The sequence below is a fragment of the Streptomyces sp. NPDC002054 genome (assembly GCF_040296685.1).
Classification (GTDB): Bacteria; Actinomycetota; Actinomycetes; order Streptomycetales; family Streptomycetaceae; genus Streptomyces.
Map to the genome: position 1 here is coordinate 132,698 of NZ_JBEOXT010000014.1, position 13,466 is coordinate 146,163.

General features: G+C 74.0%; 10 protein-coding genes. 4 read left to right on the forward strand and 6 right to left on the reverse strand.

The window, feature by feature from the left end:
• Positions 1-43: 43 nt before the first annotated feature.
• Positions 44-1,507 (forward strand): helix-turn-helix domain-containing protein, encoded by a 1,464-nt coding sequence (locus tag ABT123_RS15710; protein ID WP_351313763.1) that lies wholly within the window; start codon positions 44-46, stop codon positions 1,505-1,507.
• A gap of 94 nt (positions 1,508-1,601) precedes the next feature.
• Here the strand turns inward: ABT123_RS15710 and sucD are convergent, their stop codons facing one another.
• From sucD to ABT123_RS15735, 5 genes are all read right to left on the reverse strand, one after another.
• A complete protein-coding gene (sucD, locus tag ABT123_RS15715; RefSeq protein WP_351313766.1) occupies positions 1,602-2,486 on the reverse strand; it encodes a succinate--CoA ligase subunit alpha in 885 nt (294 codons plus the stop codon).
• A 23-nt stretch (positions 2,487-2,509) separates the two neighbouring features.
• Positions 2,510-3,691 carry an ADP-forming succinate--CoA ligase subunit beta gene (gene sucC / locus ABT123_RS15720; RefSeq protein WP_351313768.1) on the reverse strand — a complete coding sequence of 394 codons (1,182 nt, stop codon included), beginning with the start codon at positions 3,689-3,691 and terminating at the stop codon, positions 2,510-2,512.
• A gap of 242 nt (positions 3,692-3,933) precedes the next feature.
• Positions 3,934-5,109 carry a VWA domain-containing protein gene (locus ABT123_RS15725; protein ID WP_351313771.1) on the reverse strand — a complete coding sequence of 392 codons (1,176 nt, stop codon included), beginning with the start codon at positions 5,107-5,109 and terminating at the stop codon, positions 3,934-3,936.
• Positions 5,110-5,157: 48 nt separating this feature from the next.
• A complete protein-coding gene (locus ABT123_RS15730; protein ID WP_351313774.1) occupies positions 5,158-7,512 on the reverse strand; it encodes a DUF5682 family protein in 2,355 nt (784 codons plus the stop codon).
• Positions 7,509-8,615, reverse strand: a complete 1,107-nt coding sequence (locus ABT123_RS15735; protein WP_351313777.1) for an ATP-binding protein — start codon at positions 8,613-8,615, stop codon at positions 7,509-7,511. Before ABT123_RS15735 ends, ABT123_RS15730 begins: the two co-directional genes overlap by 4 nt.
• A gap of 135 nt (positions 8,616-8,750) precedes the next feature.
• Here ABT123_RS15735 and ABT123_RS15740 point away from each other — a divergent pair, with 135 nt between their 5' ends.
• Both ABT123_RS15740 and ABT123_RS15745 read left to right on the forward strand, forming a co-directional pair.
• Complete coding sequence (locus ABT123_RS15740) at positions 8,751-10,106, forward strand: SWIM zinc finger family protein (RefSeq protein WP_351313780.1); 1,356 nt, start codon at positions 8,751-8,753, stop codon at positions 10,104-10,106.
• 67 nt (positions 10,107-10,173) lie between these two features.
• The gene (locus ABT123_RS15745) at positions 10,174-11,715 is read left to right on the forward strand and encodes a DUF5691 domain-containing protein (protein ID WP_351313783.1); all 1,542 of its coding nucleotides are present in this window, start codon (positions 10,174-10,176) and stop codon (positions 11,713-11,715) included.
• 185 nt (positions 11,716-11,900) lie between these two features.
• Here ABT123_RS15745 and icmB read toward each other — a convergent pair whose 3' ends face one another.
• A complete protein-coding gene (icmB, locus tag ABT123_RS15750) occupies positions 11,901-12,308 on the reverse strand; it encodes a coenzyme B12-dependent isobutyryl CoA mutase small subunit (RefSeq protein WP_351313786.1) in 408 nt (135 codons plus the stop codon).
• Positions 12,309-12,479: 171 nt separating this feature from the next.
• On the opposite strand from icmB, the gene ABT123_RS15755 reads away from it, so the two are divergent.
• Positions 12,480-13,310 (forward strand): esterase/lipase family protein, encoded by an 831-nt coding sequence (locus ABT123_RS15755; RefSeq protein WP_351313788.1) that lies wholly within the window; start codon positions 12,480-12,482, stop codon positions 13,308-13,310.
• Positions 13,311-13,466 lie beyond the last annotated feature (156 nt).

Sequence of the window (13,466 nt, forward strand, 5' to 3'; positions counted from 1 at the left end):
ATACGGTTATGTACTTTTTCGCCCAGACCTGCCGGGGTGTGGCATGAGCCAGCGTGTGGACACGGCCGCGGAGCCGGCTGCCCTCCCGTCACCCAAGGAACGCCGCAGACTGCGCGAAGCCCGCGAGCTGACGCACGATGAGGTCGCGGCGGCGGTCGGGGTCACCGCCACCACGGTCCGCTCCTGGGAGTCGGGCCGCACCGAACCCCGCGGCCGGCTCCGCGCGGCCTACGCCAAACTGCTGGTCGAGCTCGCCAAACCACCGGCGGACCCGGGAACCAGCACTCCCGCTCCCGCCGAGGAGCACCGGCTGGGCGGCACCGCCCTGCGGGTGGCGGGTGCCGTACGCGCCTTCGCCAAGGGCGGCGGCGGACACGGCTCCCCCGCCGGCACCCGGCCGAAGGCCGCCGCCAAACGGGCGTCGAAGCCCCCGGCCCACGGTGGCCCCGCGGGCCGGGCCGCCACCACCCAGGAAGCGCAGGGCCGGACCCGGCCGACCGACGCCACAACACCGGAACCGAAACCGGACGCGGACGTGGACCCGGCACCGGCCCCGACACGCCCGACCGGCCGTCAGGGCTCCCCGGCCGCCGCCACCCCGGACACCGGCCCGTCAGGCCGACACCACTCGGCCGGTGATGAACCCGCGTCAGCAGCGACGGCCGAGCCGGCGACCGAATCGAAGGGCCCGCCGCCGACCCCGGCCGAGGCCTTCGACGCGCTCTACGCGCATGCCGCGCCCGCCCTCCTCCGGCAGTCCTACCTGCTGACCGGCCGCCGGGCGATCGCCCGGGGCGCGGTGGAACGGTCCTTCCAGCGGGCCTGGGCGCACTGGCCGGAGGTGGCCACCGACCCCGATCCGGTCGGCTGGGTGCGGGCGGCGGCGTACGAGCACGCGCTCTCCCCCTGGCACCGCTTCCGCCGGGCCCACAAGCACCCCGACCGGGCCCCGGCCGACCTCGGCGACCGGGCGCTGCTCGACGCGATGCTGGCCCTGTCGCCCGCGCACCGCCGTACGGTCCTGCTCTACGACGGGGTCGGGCTCGACCTGCCCGACACCGCCGCCGAGACCGAGGCCAGCACGCCCACGGCCGGCAGCCGGCTGATGCACGCCCACGAGAACCTCGCCGCCCGGCTGCCCGAGCTGAACGGCGTGGCCCCGGAGAAGCAGTCCGCCCTGCTGCACGACCGGCTCGGCACCCTCACCCCGGCGGTCCGGCTCGAGGTCCGCCCGGCGGCGGCGGTCCGGACGGCCGGGGAGCACCGCACCCGTTTCTGGTCGCGGGCGGCGGTCGGCCTGACCGCGGTGATCGCCGCCGCGGGCGCGTACACCGCCGTCACCGCGCCGACCCAGTACGTGCCTCCGATCGCCCCGGGCGCGAGCGTGTCCGGGGTTCCCCCGCACCACGGCCCGCAGCAGCTCACCGACGAGGACCGGCTCCTCCAGGAGAAGCTCCGCTCCGAGCCGGCCACCGGCCCCGCCCGGCTGGTACCGCAAACCGAGTGACAGAGGCCGAGTACGCAAACGGGCGTGGCCCGCACCCCTTCCCGGGGTGCGGGCCACGCCCGTTACACAGCACGCAACGGCAGAGCCGCGGCGATCAGCCCTGCAGGATCTCGCGGGCCAGCTTGGCGGTCTCGGTCGGCGTCTTGCCGACCTTCACGCCGGCGGCCTCGAGGGCCTCCTTCTTGGCCTGCGCGGTGCCGGAAGAGCCGGACACGATCGCACCCGCGTGGCCCATGGTCTTGCCCTCGGGGGCGGTGAAGCCCGCGACGTAGCCGACGACCGGCTTGGTGACGTTCTTCGCGATGAAGTCCGCCGCACGCTCCTCGGCGTCGCCGCCGATCTCGCCGATCATGACGATGAGCTCGGTCTCCGGGTCGGCCTCGAAGGCCTCCAGGGCGTCGATGTGCGTGGTGCCGATGACCGGGTCGCCACCGATACCGACGGCGGAGGTGAAGCCGATGTCACGCAGCTCGTACATCATCTGGTAGGTCAGCGTGCCGGACTTGGACACGAGACCGATCTTGCCGGGCTTGGTGATGTCGCCCGGGATGATGCCGGCGTTGGACTGGCCGGGGGTGATCAGACCCGGGCAGTTCGGGCCGATGATCCGGGTCTTGTTGCCCTTGGCGGTCGCGTACGCCCAGAAGGCGGCGGAGTCGTGCACCGCGATGCCCTCGGTGATGACGACGGCCAGCGGGATCTCGGCGTCGATGGCCTCGACGACGGCGGCCTTGGCGAAGGCCGGCGGGACGAAGAGGACGGAGACGTTGGCGCCCGTCTTCTCCATCGCCTCGGCGACCGAGCCGAAGACCGGAACCTCGGTGCCGTCGAAGTCGACGGTGGTGCCGGCCTTGCGCGGGTTCACGCCGCCGACGATGTTCGTGCCGTCGGCCAGCATGAGCTTGGTGTGCTTCATGCCCGTGGCACCGGTCATGCCCTGGACGATGACCTTGCTGTCCTTGTTGAGGAAGATAGCCATGGTGAGTCTGTGACCTCGTCCCTTTACTTCGCAGCCGCAGCGAGCTCGGCGGCCTTGTCGGCCGCGCCGTCCATGGTGTCCACGCGCTGGACCAGCGGGTGGTTGGCGTCCGACAGGATCTTGCGACCCAGTTCGGCGTTGTTGCCGTCGAGGCGGACGACGAGCGGCTTGGTGACCTCTTCGCCCTTGTCCTTCAGGAGCTGAAGGGCCTGCACGATGCCGTTGGCGACCTCGTCGCACGCGGTGATGCCACCGAAGACGTTGACGAAGACCGACTTGACGTCCGGGTCGCCGAGGATGATCTCGAGACCGTTGGCCATGACGGCGGCGGAGGCGCCACCGCCGATGTCGAGGAAGTTGGCGGGCTTGACGCCGCCGTGGTTCTCGCCGGCGTACGCGACGACGTCCAGGGTGCTCATGACGAGACCCGCGCCGTTGCCGATGATGCCGACCTCGCCGTCGAGCTTGACGTAGTTGAGGTTCTTCGCCTTGGCGGCGGCCTCGAGCGGGTTCGCGGCAGCGTGGTCCACGAACTCCTCGTGGCCCGGCTGGCGGAACTCGGCGTTCTCGTCGAGCGAGACCTTGCCGTCGAGCGCGAGGACATCGCCGTTGGCGACCTTCGCGAGCGGGTTGACCTCGACGAGGAGCGCGTCCTCGGCGATGAAGGTGGCCCACAGGGTCACCATGACCTCGGCGACCTTCTCGGCGACCTCGGCCGGGAACTTCGCCAGGGCGACGATCTCGCGGGCCTTCTCGATGGTCACGCCCTCGTTGGCGTTCACCGGGACCTTGGCGAGCTTCTCCGGGGTCTCCTCGGCGACCTGCTCGATGTCCATGCCACCCGCGACCGAGGCCATGGCCAGGAAGGTGCGGTTGGTGCGGTCGAGCAGGTAGGAGACGTAGTACTCCTCGACGATCTCGGGAGCGGTCTCCGCGATCATCACCTTGTGGACCGTGTGGCCCTTGATGTCCATGCCCAGGATGTCCGTCGCGCGGGCGACGGCCTCGTCCGGGGTCGCGGCGAGCTTCACGCCACCGGCCTTGCCACGGCCGCCGACCTTCACCTGCGCCTTGACGACCGACTTGCCGCCCAGCCGCTCGGTGGCCTCGCGAGCCGCCTCAGGCGTGTCGATGACTTCACCGGCCAGCACCGGTACACCGTGCTTGGCGAAGAGGTCCCTCGCCTGGTACTCGAACAGGTCCACGCGCGTCCGTCCCTTGTCTTTAAAGATTCGCTTCGCAGTGATCGCGGTTGTCTGCGTGGGCGTGCCGCGGAGGGCAACGTGACGGCGCTGTCACAAGGGGAGCGCACACGGTGACCGTGGACGCGGCATGTCCGTCCCGCAGGTTATCCCCGTGGGACACCGGTCCCTAAATCGCAGATCACACCGGAGCGGTGATACCTGTCACAGATCGCCCCAGGGTTGAGCTGGATATTCGTGGGATCTCACGAACTCGCGACCTCGGGCAGCGGTCGCTTCTCGATCGCGGCGGCCATCACCTCCGGGAACAGATCGGGGGTACAGGCGAAGGCGGGAGCGCCGAGGGCGGCCAGGGCGGCTGCGTGCTCGCGGTCGTAGGAGGGGGCTCCTTCGTCGGACAGGGCGAGCAGCGCGACGAACTGCACGCCTGCCGCCTTCATCGCCGCCACCCGCTTGAGCATCTCGTTCCGGATGCCTCCTTCGTAGAGGTCGCTGATCAGGACGACCACCGTGTCGGCCGGTCGGGTGATCTTGGACTGGCAGTAGGCGAGCGCCCGGTTGATGTCGGTGCCGCCGCCCAGCTGGGTGCCGAACAACACGTCGACCGGATCGTCGAGCTGATCCGTCAGGTCCACCACGGAGGTGTCGAAGACGACCAGGCGGGTGGCGATCGACCGCATCGAGGCGAGCACCGCGCCGAAGACCGATGCGTAGACCACGGAGGCGGCCATCGAGCCGGACTGGTCGATGCAGAGGATGACCTCCTTCTTCACGGACTGGCTCGCCCGGCCGTAGCCGATCAGCCGTTCGGGCACGACCGTGCGGTACTCGGGGAGGTAGTTCTTCAGGTTCGCCCGGATGGTGCGGTTCCAGTCGATGTCGTGGTGCCGGGGGCGGCTGATCCGCGCGGACCGGTCGAGGGCTCCGGTGAGGGTGGCCCGGGTGCGGGAGGCCAGCTTCTTCTCCAGTTGCTCGACCACCCGGCGGACCACCGCGCGGGCGGTCTCCCGGGTCGTCTCGGGCATCGCCTTGTTCAGTGAGAGCAGGGTGCCCACCAGGTGCACGTCCGGTTCGACAGCTTCCAGCATCTCCGGCTCCAGCAGCAGCGAGGACAGACCGAGCCGGTCGATGGCATCGCGCTGCATCACCTGCACCACCGAGCTGGGGAAGTACTCGCGGATGTCGCCGAGCCAGCGGGCCACCGACGGCGCCGAGCCGCCCAGGCCGGCCGACCGCTCCCCGCCGCGCCGGCGGCTGCCGCCCCCGGTGCCGCCGTAGAGCGCGCCGAGCGCGGCGTCCATCGCCGCGTCCCGGCCGCCGAGCGCGCAGCCGGTCCCGTCGGCCTCTCCCCCGCCGAGCACCAGCCGCCACCTGCGCAGCCGCTCGCCGTCCGGTCCCGTTGCCATGGGCGTTGCCGTCATCTGTCCATCCCCCTCGTTGTGGTGTGGTGTGTCCGGGCCGGCGGCCCGTCAGGCGGCCGTGCCGAGCAGCAGCCGGACCAGCGGGACCACCGCGTCCGCGCGGGCCTCGTCCAGGTCCGGGGCGAAGCCCTCGATGGCGCCCGCCGAGCCGGATCCGGCGGTGCCGCCGCCCGGGCCGCGGCGGACCAACTCGCCCAGGGAGCGCCGCACCCCCGGCTCGTACGCCCCGAACGTCCGCCGCAGCAGCGGCAGTACGTCGGTGAACGCGCCCTCCGGTACGCCGGTCAGCCAGGTGTCGATCAGGCCGAGCAGCCGTTCGTCGTGGACCAGCAGGGTGCCGCCGCCCGCGCCGCCGCCCGCGAAGCCCTCGATCCAGCCGGCCGCGTCCACCGGGCCGGCTGCCGGGGACAGGGCCAGCCCCATCAGCCGGGCCGTCTCCTCGGGGGCCAGCCGGCCCTCGTCCAGCAGCAGCCGGGCCGCCCGGCCGCGGATCAGCCCGGGGACGGTGTCCCGCCCGGCCAGCGTGCGCAGCACCGCCGCCCAGCGCTCCGGCAGCCCCGGCTCGGCCGGCTCCGGGACGTCCGGGCGATCGGCGCCGCCCGGGCCGTCCGGGGCGTGGCCGAGCAGGCCGATCGCTCCGTGCACCGCGTCCAGGTGGTTGCGCAGCTCCGCCGCGCCGTCGGCATCGAGTCCGGCCGCGCAGGCGGGCGGCAGCGCCACGCAGATGCGCTCGGCCAGGCCCGCCGCGACCGTGCCCAGCGCGGCGGTGTCGGTGCCGCGGACGTCCCCGTACCGCAGGGAGCGGGCCAGCGCGGGCAACGCCTTGGCCAGCCGGGCCACATCGGTGTCCAGCGCGGCCCGGTCGGCCAGGGCCCGCAGCACGGCGGGCAGCGCCTCGGACAGCCCCGCCAGCAGGCAGCGCTCGGCCAGCGAGGTGACCTCACCCAGCTCCGCTGCGGCGGTCGCATCCGCCTCCGCCCTGGCGGTGGCGGCGGCCTGCACCGTGTTGCCCCAGACGGCGGCCTCGGCCACCCGCACCGACAGCTCCGGCTCCCAGCACAGCCGCCAGGTCTCCCGGAAGGTGCCGGTGCTGCCCCGGGACACCGTGGGCGTGCCCCAGCCGATCCCGAGCAGCAGCAGCCGGTGCAGCAGCAGGCTCTTGGCCGCGTCGCTGTCCTTGCGCAGGTCCAGCTCCAGCTCCCGGTCCTGCGCCTCGGGCTTCAGCCGCAGGGAGCGCTGGAGCCGGCCGAGGTCCCGCTGGAGGGGGACCATCGGTGCCGTCTCCGGGACCTCGCCGAGCAGGTCGCCGACGACGAGGCGGTCCTCGATGAGGGCCAGCGGTATATCCGAGCCGTCGCACATCACCGCCCGGGCCGCCTCCAGGGTTTCGGAAAGGCCGGGCAGCGGCCGGCCACGCATTGCGGCCAGGGTGTCGGCGAGCCGGACCGCCTCGATGACATGGGCCGAGGAGACCTGCCGGTCCTCCGCCCGCAGCAGGCCGGCGATCCTGGTCAGCCAGCGCTCGACCGGCCGGTCGGGGGCGGTGAACAGGTGCCCGTACCAACCGGGAGAGGTGATGCCCGCCCCGTACCCGCCGGCCCGGGCGAGCCGGCGGTGCGTCCAGGGCACCCAGGCGGTCTCCACCTTCACCTTGGGCAGCCCGGCGAGCAGCGCCCGGTCGGCCGCCGCGGTGGTCTTCGCACGCAGCGCCGGGACGTGCCAGGCCCCGCACACCACCGCGTATGCCGCGCCGAACTCCCGCTTCGCGGCCCGCATCTTCTGCCGCATGTACGCCTCGCGCACCAGGTCACGGGCGTGGCCGCCGTCGCCGTAGGCCTCGCGCAGGGCGCCCATCGCCTCGCCGAGGGCCTCGAACGGGGCCAGCGGATCGGCCCGGCCCGCACCGCGGTGCTCGACGACGTCCTCCCACCAGCGCTCGGGGTCGTCATACCCGGCGGTCTCGGCCAGCACCGCGAGCGGGTCGATCCGTACGGAGCCGGGCCCGGCGGCCTCCGGGTCGCCCGCGGCGTCCGGGTCACCCGCGTCGCCCGGGTGTTGCTCGGCCGCCAGCGAGTGGGCGGCCGGCAGGTCGATGAACCGGACCGGTACGCCGGCCTCTTGCGCCCAGCGGATCGCCACCCACTCGGGGGAGAACTCGGCCAGCGGCCAGAACGCGGCCCGGCCCGGGTCGGCAGCCGCATGCGCGAGCAGCGCGACCGGCGGCCTCATTCCGGGGTCGGCGGCGAGCGGCAGCAGGGCGTCGCCCTCGGGCGGGCCCTCGATCAGGACGGCCGCCGGCCGGGCCGCCTCCAGAGCGGCCCGCACGGCGCGGGCCGAACCGGGCCCGTGGTGCCGTACCCCGAGGAGCAGAGGCCCCGGGGCGGCGGGGACGGTGGCCGTCATACCGTCACCTCGCGGCAGGCGCGGTAGAAGTCCTTCCAGCCGTCCCGCTCGCGGACGACCGCCTCCAGGTACTCCTGCCAGACGACCCGGTCGGCGGCCGGGTCGCGGACGACCGCGCCGAGGATGCCGGCGGCCACGTCGGAGGGGCGGAGCACGCCGTCGCCGAAGTGGGCGGCCAGCGCGAGGCCGTTGGTGACCACCGAGATGGCCTCGGCGGTGGACAGGGTGCCGCTGGGCGACTTGACCTTCGTCCGGCCGTCGTCGGTGATGCCCTCGCGGAGCTCGCGGAAGACGGTGACGACCCGGCGGATCTCCGCCAGGCCCTCGGGGGCGGCGGGCAGGTCCAGCGCGCGGCCCATCTGGTCGACGCGGCGGGCGACGATGTCGACCTCGGCGTCGGCGGTCGCGGGCAGCGGCAGGACCACGGTGTTGAAGCGGCGGCGCAGGGCACTGGAGAGCTCGTTTACCCCGCGGTCGCGGTCGTTGGCGGTGGCGATGAGGTTGAACCCGCGGACCGCCTGCACCTCCTCGCCCAGCTCCGGTATGGGGAGGGTCTTCTCGGACAGCACGGTGATGAGGGTGTCCTGCACATCGGCGGGGATACGGGTGAGCTCCTCGACCCGGGCGGTCATGCCCTCGGACATGGCCCGCATGACGGGGCTGGGGACGAGGGCCTCGCGGCTGGGGCCGTGGGCGAGCAGCCGGGCGTAGTTCCAGCCGTACCGGATGGCTTCCTCCGGGGTTCCGGCGGTGCCCTGGACCAGCAGGGTGGAGTCGCCGCTGACGGCGGCGGCGAGATGTTCGGACACCCAGGTCTTGGCGGTGCCGGGGACGCCCAGCAGGAGCAGGGCGCGGTCGGTGGCGAGGGTGGTGACGGCGACCTCGACGATCCGGCGGGGCCCCACGTACTTCGGGGTGATCACCGTGCCGTCCGCGAGGGTGCCGCCCAGCAGGTAGGTGGCGACGGCCCACGGGGAGAGCTTCCAGCGGACCGGGCGCGGGTGGTCGTCGTTCGCCGCGAGGGCTTTCAGTTCGTGCGCGAAGGCGTCCTCGGCGTGCGGTCGCAGCGCCTCGGCACCGGTGCCGTTCTCGGGCATGGTCATGGGTCCCCCTCCAGACTCGGCAGCCCTTTCCGGCTGCTGTCCACCACCGTGCACCACCCCACTGACAACGCCCTTTGCTGTCCATGTTGTTGCAGGTCAGAGCGATTGTCAGTGGGGGTCCCTACGGTGGTTGTCATGACTGAGCAGGGGGTCCGCTGGACAGCGGAACAGGTACTGGCTCTGGCTCCTGACGAGGCATCACGCAAAGCGGGAGGCAAGCTCGGCGGGGCGGGTCCGTGGTCGCAGACCGGAGGTTCCGCTTCCGGTGCGGTGTGGGGGTGGTGCAAGGGCAGCGGCAGCAAGCCGTACCGGACGGTCGTGGACCTGACCGGGCCGGCGTACTCATGCTCCTGCCCGAGCCGGAAGTTCCCGTGCAAGCACGCGCTGGGACTGCTGCTGCTCTGGGCCGCGGAGGGGCTGGGGGAGCCGGCCGAGGTCCCGGACTGGGCCGCGGAGTGGCTGGCCGGGCGGGCGGCGAAGGCCGCCGCCCGGTCCGCGTCGGCCGGACCGGCCGACGCGGAGGCCGCGCGCAAGCGCGCCGAGCGGCGGGCCGGCCGGATCGGGGCGGGCGTCACCGAACTGGAGCGGCGGCTCGCCGATCTGCTGCGCGGCGGACTGGCCGGGCAGGAGCAGTCGGGATACGGGGCGTGGGAGGAGACCGCGGCCCGGATGGTCGATGCACAGGCGCCCGGACTGGCCGCCAGGGTCCGGGAGTTGGGGACGATACCCAGCTCCGGCGCGGGCTGGCCGGGCCGGATGCTGGAGGAGTGCGCGCTGCTGCACCTGCTGGACCGGGCCTGGCTGGGGGCGGCCGGGCTGCCGGAGCCGCTGGCCGCCACCGTGCGGACCAGAGTGGGACTGCCCCCGGCCGCGGAGGGGGCGGCCGGGGTGCGGGACCGCTGGCTGGTGCTCGCGCAGTACGACTCGGCCTCCGCGGACGGCCGGCTGACCACCCGGCGGCTCTGGCTCCAGGGCCTGGAGAGCGGTCGCAAGGCCCTGGTGATGGACTACGGGCCGCCCGGCCGGCCGCCCCAACTGGCTCTGCCGGTGGGCCTGGTGCTGGATGCGGAGGCCCGGTTCCGGCCGGGCTCGGCCGGCCTCCGGGCCGATCTCGGCGACCGGTACGCCGCGCCGGCCCCGCATGCCCGGCCGCCGGGCGGGATGAGCACGGGCGCCGCGCTGGACGGGTACGGCACCGCCCTCCGGGAGGACCCCTGGCTGGAGTCCTGGCCGGTGGTGCTGGACCGGGTCGTGCCGATACCCGGGGAGCTGGGCTGGCAACTGGCCGACGCGGACGGGAAGGACGCCCTGCCGGTGCGGACCGGCGGCGGGCGGGCCGGGGCCGGGCTGTGGCAGCTGGCCGCGCTGTCCGGGGGCGGGCCGGTGACGGTGTTCGGAGAGTGCGGCCATCGGGGCTTCGTGCCGCTGACGGCCTGGCAGACGGGGACGGGGACGGAAATGGGGACGGGGGAGCCGGTATCGCTGTCGTGAGCAACGACAACCACGCGACCTGACACGAGACATCGACACGCACGGAACGGACAGAGGGAGGGGCTTCGTGAACGGGTACGGGGATTGGGAGGACCTGGTCGGCACCGCGCTGCTCGGCACCGACCGAAGACAGGGCGGCACGCCGGAGGCGCTGCTGGACGCCGCGGCGGTGCAGGCACTGCGGCGCCGGGCCGGGCTGCGGCCGGCGGAGGCCGGCCCGCGGCCGGAGCCGGCGGCACCCGATCCGCGGCCGGAGCCGCCCGAGGCAGCCCGGCGGCGGCTGGCCCAGCTGCTCGCCGGCCGGGCCGGGGCCGCAGGCGGTCGGCGGGGCTCGGCCCCGGACCTGACCGAGCTGCTGCCGCAGTGGCTGGCCGCCGCCGCCCGGCACGGGTACCGGGCGCCGGCCGCGCAGCTGCCGGCGCTGCTGGACGCGGCCCGGGCGCGGACCGACCTGCGGCCCCAGGCGCTGGCCCTGGCCGGCCCCCGGGGGCGCTGGCTGGCCCGGCTCAACCCGGACTGGCGGTTCGCGCTGCGCAGCGGGGCGGGCGGAGCGGAGCTCCCGGGCCCCGAGGACCGGGAGGGGGTGGCCCGGCTGTGGGAGGAGGGGCTGTTCGCGGAGCGGGTGGCCGTGCTGGGTGCCGTACGGGCGGCGGATCCGGCGGGGGCGGTGGCGCTGCTCTCGACCGCCTGGGCCGCCGAGCGGGCCGAGGACCGGCTGATGTTCCTGGACTCCCTGCGGGCGGGGCTGTCCGCGCAGGACGAGCCGTTCCTGGAAGGGGCGCTGGGCGACCGGAGCCGCAATGTGCGTGCACTGGCGGCGGAGTTGCTGTCGGCGCTGCCCGGGTCCGCGCTGGCGGGGCGGATGGCGGAGCGGGCGCTGGCCTGTGTGGGCCCGGAGGGGGTGACCCCGCCCGCCGAGTGCGATCAGGGGATGGAGCGCGACGGGGTGGTCCGCCGCCCGCCGGCCGGCCGCGGGGAGCGCGCCTGGTGGCTGGGCCAGCTGGTGGAGGCGGCGCCGCTGGCCTGCTGGCGGGAGCGGTTCGGCGGGCTCGGCCCGGCGGAGATCGTGGCCGTGCCGGTCGCCGAGGGCTGGGCGGAGGAACTCCATGCCGCCTGGTGCCGGGCCGCGGTCCGGCAGCAGGACCCGGAGTGGTCGAAGGCCCTGCTGGGCTCGGCCGCCGACCCGCCGGCCGCGGGCCCGGGCACAGCCTCGCTGGCGGAGCGGGCGAAGCTGCTGGAGACCCTGACCCAGGAGGAACGGGCGGCCTGGGTCGCGGAGTTCATCCGGGCACACGGCTTGTCGGAGGCGTTCCAGCTGCTCGGGGTGTGCGCCGTGCCCTGGGCCGGGGAGCTGGGGCGGGCCGTGGTGGAAGCGCTGGAGGCGGCGCGGGAGGCGGGCAGCTATCCGTGGAGCTTCAGCGGGGTGATGGGGCTGGCGGAGCGTTGCCTTGATCCGGCGGAGGCGGGGCGGCTCGAGGCGGTGGCCGCAGTGCGGGGGCCGGAGCCGGTGGAGGGGGCTGCGGGGTACTGGGCGGAGGCGTTTGCGCGGCTGGTGGCCACGCTGCGGATGCGGGCGGCCATGCTGACCGAACTAACCACCCCCGCCTAACCCCGGCCCGGGCCCCGCTCCGCGAAGCCTTCCCCCACCCCGCCCCTTCCCGAAACCGGAGCTCCGCCCCGGACCCCGTCGGGATGCCCGGGCTCCGCCCGCACTCGTTTTCGGGGCTGCGCCCCGGACCCCGCTGGGGCGCAGCCCCATAAGCGGGGGCGCAGCCCCAAGGGCAGGGGGCGGGGCTAGGCCGCGGGGCGGACGTTGGCGCGGACCCAGTCCACGATCGCCGTCGTCGTCGCGCCCGGCGTGAAGATCTCCGCCACGCCCTTCTCCTTCAGCGGAGCGATGTCCGCCTCCGGAATGATGCCGCCGCCGAAGACCTTGATGTCCTCCGCGTCGCGCTCCTTCAGGAGCTCCAGCACCTTGGCGAACAGCGTGTTGTGCGCGCCCGACAGGATGGACAGCCCAATCGCGTCCGCGTCCTCCTGAATGGCCGTGTCGACGATCTGCTCCGGAGTCTGGTGCAGGCCCGTGTAGATGACCTCCATACCCGCATCGCGCAGCGCCCGCGCGATCACCTTCGCGCCGCGGTCGTGGCCGTCGAGACCCGGCTTGGCCACCACCACACGGATCGGACCGGTCACACCCATCGCACTGCCTCCCGAGTGAACGAACGTTAAGTACAGCATCCCGCACGACACCGTTTCGCGGTCAACCACGAGGGGGAAATCACAGAGCAAGCACCGTACGGGGTGCAGCGCCTCCGTGCCGACAGCCGCACGGCACGGCGGCGCTGCCGACGCATCGGGGGAGGGCGTCGGATGGGGCTTTCAGTCGTACCTTCCGGGGCCGCGCCCCGATCCGCCGGTGCGCTGCGCGCAGTCGTGCTGGAGCTGGTGGTGCTGGCCGGCCATCTGTTGCTCTACCCGACCGGGATCGCCCAGGAGCGGACCGCTCCCCCGGGCGCCCCGGGCAACGACCGCGACGCGCGGCCCCCCGCGCTGCTGCTGCACGGGTTCGGCGACAACCGGTCCGTCTTCGTGCTGCTGCGCCGCGCCCTCGGCGCGGACGGCCGGCGCCGGGTGGAGACGTACAACTACTCGCCGTTCACCTGCGATCTGCGCGCGGCGGCCCGGCTGCTGGGCCGGCGGGTCGAGGAGCTGTGCGCGCGGACCGGGCAGGAGCGGGTGGATCTGGTGGGGCACAGCCTCGGTGGTCTGGTCGCCCGCCATTACGTGCAGTGCCTCGGCGGGGACGCCCGGGTGCGCACCCTGGTCACCCTCGGCACCCCGCATTCCGGAACCACCGTCGCGCCGTTCATGGACGCGCACCCGGTGGTCCGGCAGATGCGTCCGGACTCGGAGGTGCTGGCGGAGCTGGCTGCGCCGGCGCCCGGCTGCCGGACCCGGTTCGTCGCGTTCTGGAGCGAGTTCGACGCGCTGATGGCCCCGGTGCACACGGCCCGCCTGGAACACCCCGACCTGCTCGTGGAGAACGTGCAGGTCACCGGAATCGGACATCTGGCCCTGCCCGCCCACCCGGCGGTCATCGCTGCGGTCCGCCGCGCTCTCGACGGCCCCGTCCAGGCGGCGGTTCGGGATGCCTCCCGAGATGCCTCCGGAGAGGGCTCCGGAGCCGCTTCCGTCGCCTGAACCGGAATCGACCTCAAGTCGAACGGATATCGAACTCAAGGCCAAGGGTCTGTGTGGGTGCGACCGAAAGGCGGCCGAATGCCCGGTTCTTGAGAGGTCAAAAGCCGTCGAAGATTGTCGCCGCGAGGAACCGCCGGGTACAGTCACGCCACTGCT

Coding starts and splice junctions, on each gene's coding strand:
- ABT123_RS15710 (WP_351313763.1), top strand. CDS start 44: ATGAGCCAGCGTGTGGACACGGCCGCGGAGCCGGCTGCCCTCCCGTCA.
- sucD (WP_351313766.1), bottom strand. CDS start 2,486: ATGGCTATCTTCCTCAACAAGGACAGCAAGGTCATCGTCCAGGGCATG.
- ABT123_RS15725 (WP_351313771.1), bottom strand. CDS start 5,109: ATGACGGCAACGCCCATGGCAACGGGACCGGACGGCGAGCGGCTGCGC.
- ABT123_RS15730 (WP_351313774.1), bottom strand. CDS start 7,512: ATGACGGCCACCGTCCCCGCCGCCCCGGGGCCTCTGCTCCTCGGGGTA.
- ABT123_RS15735 (WP_351313777.1), bottom strand. CDS start 8,615: ATGACCATGCCCGAGAACGGCACCGGTGCCGAGGCGCTGCGACCGCAC.
- ABT123_RS15740 (WP_351313780.1), top strand. CDS start 8,751: ATGACTGAGCAGGGGGTCCGCTGGACAGCGGAACAGGTACTGGCTCTG.
- icmB (WP_351313786.1), bottom strand. CDS start 12,308: ATGGGTGTGACCGGTCCGATCCGTGTGGTGGTGGCCAAGCCGGGTCTC.
- ABT123_RS15755 (WP_351313788.1), top strand. CDS start 12,480: ATGGGGCTTTCAGTCGTACCTTCCGGGGCCGCGCCCCGATCCGCCGGT.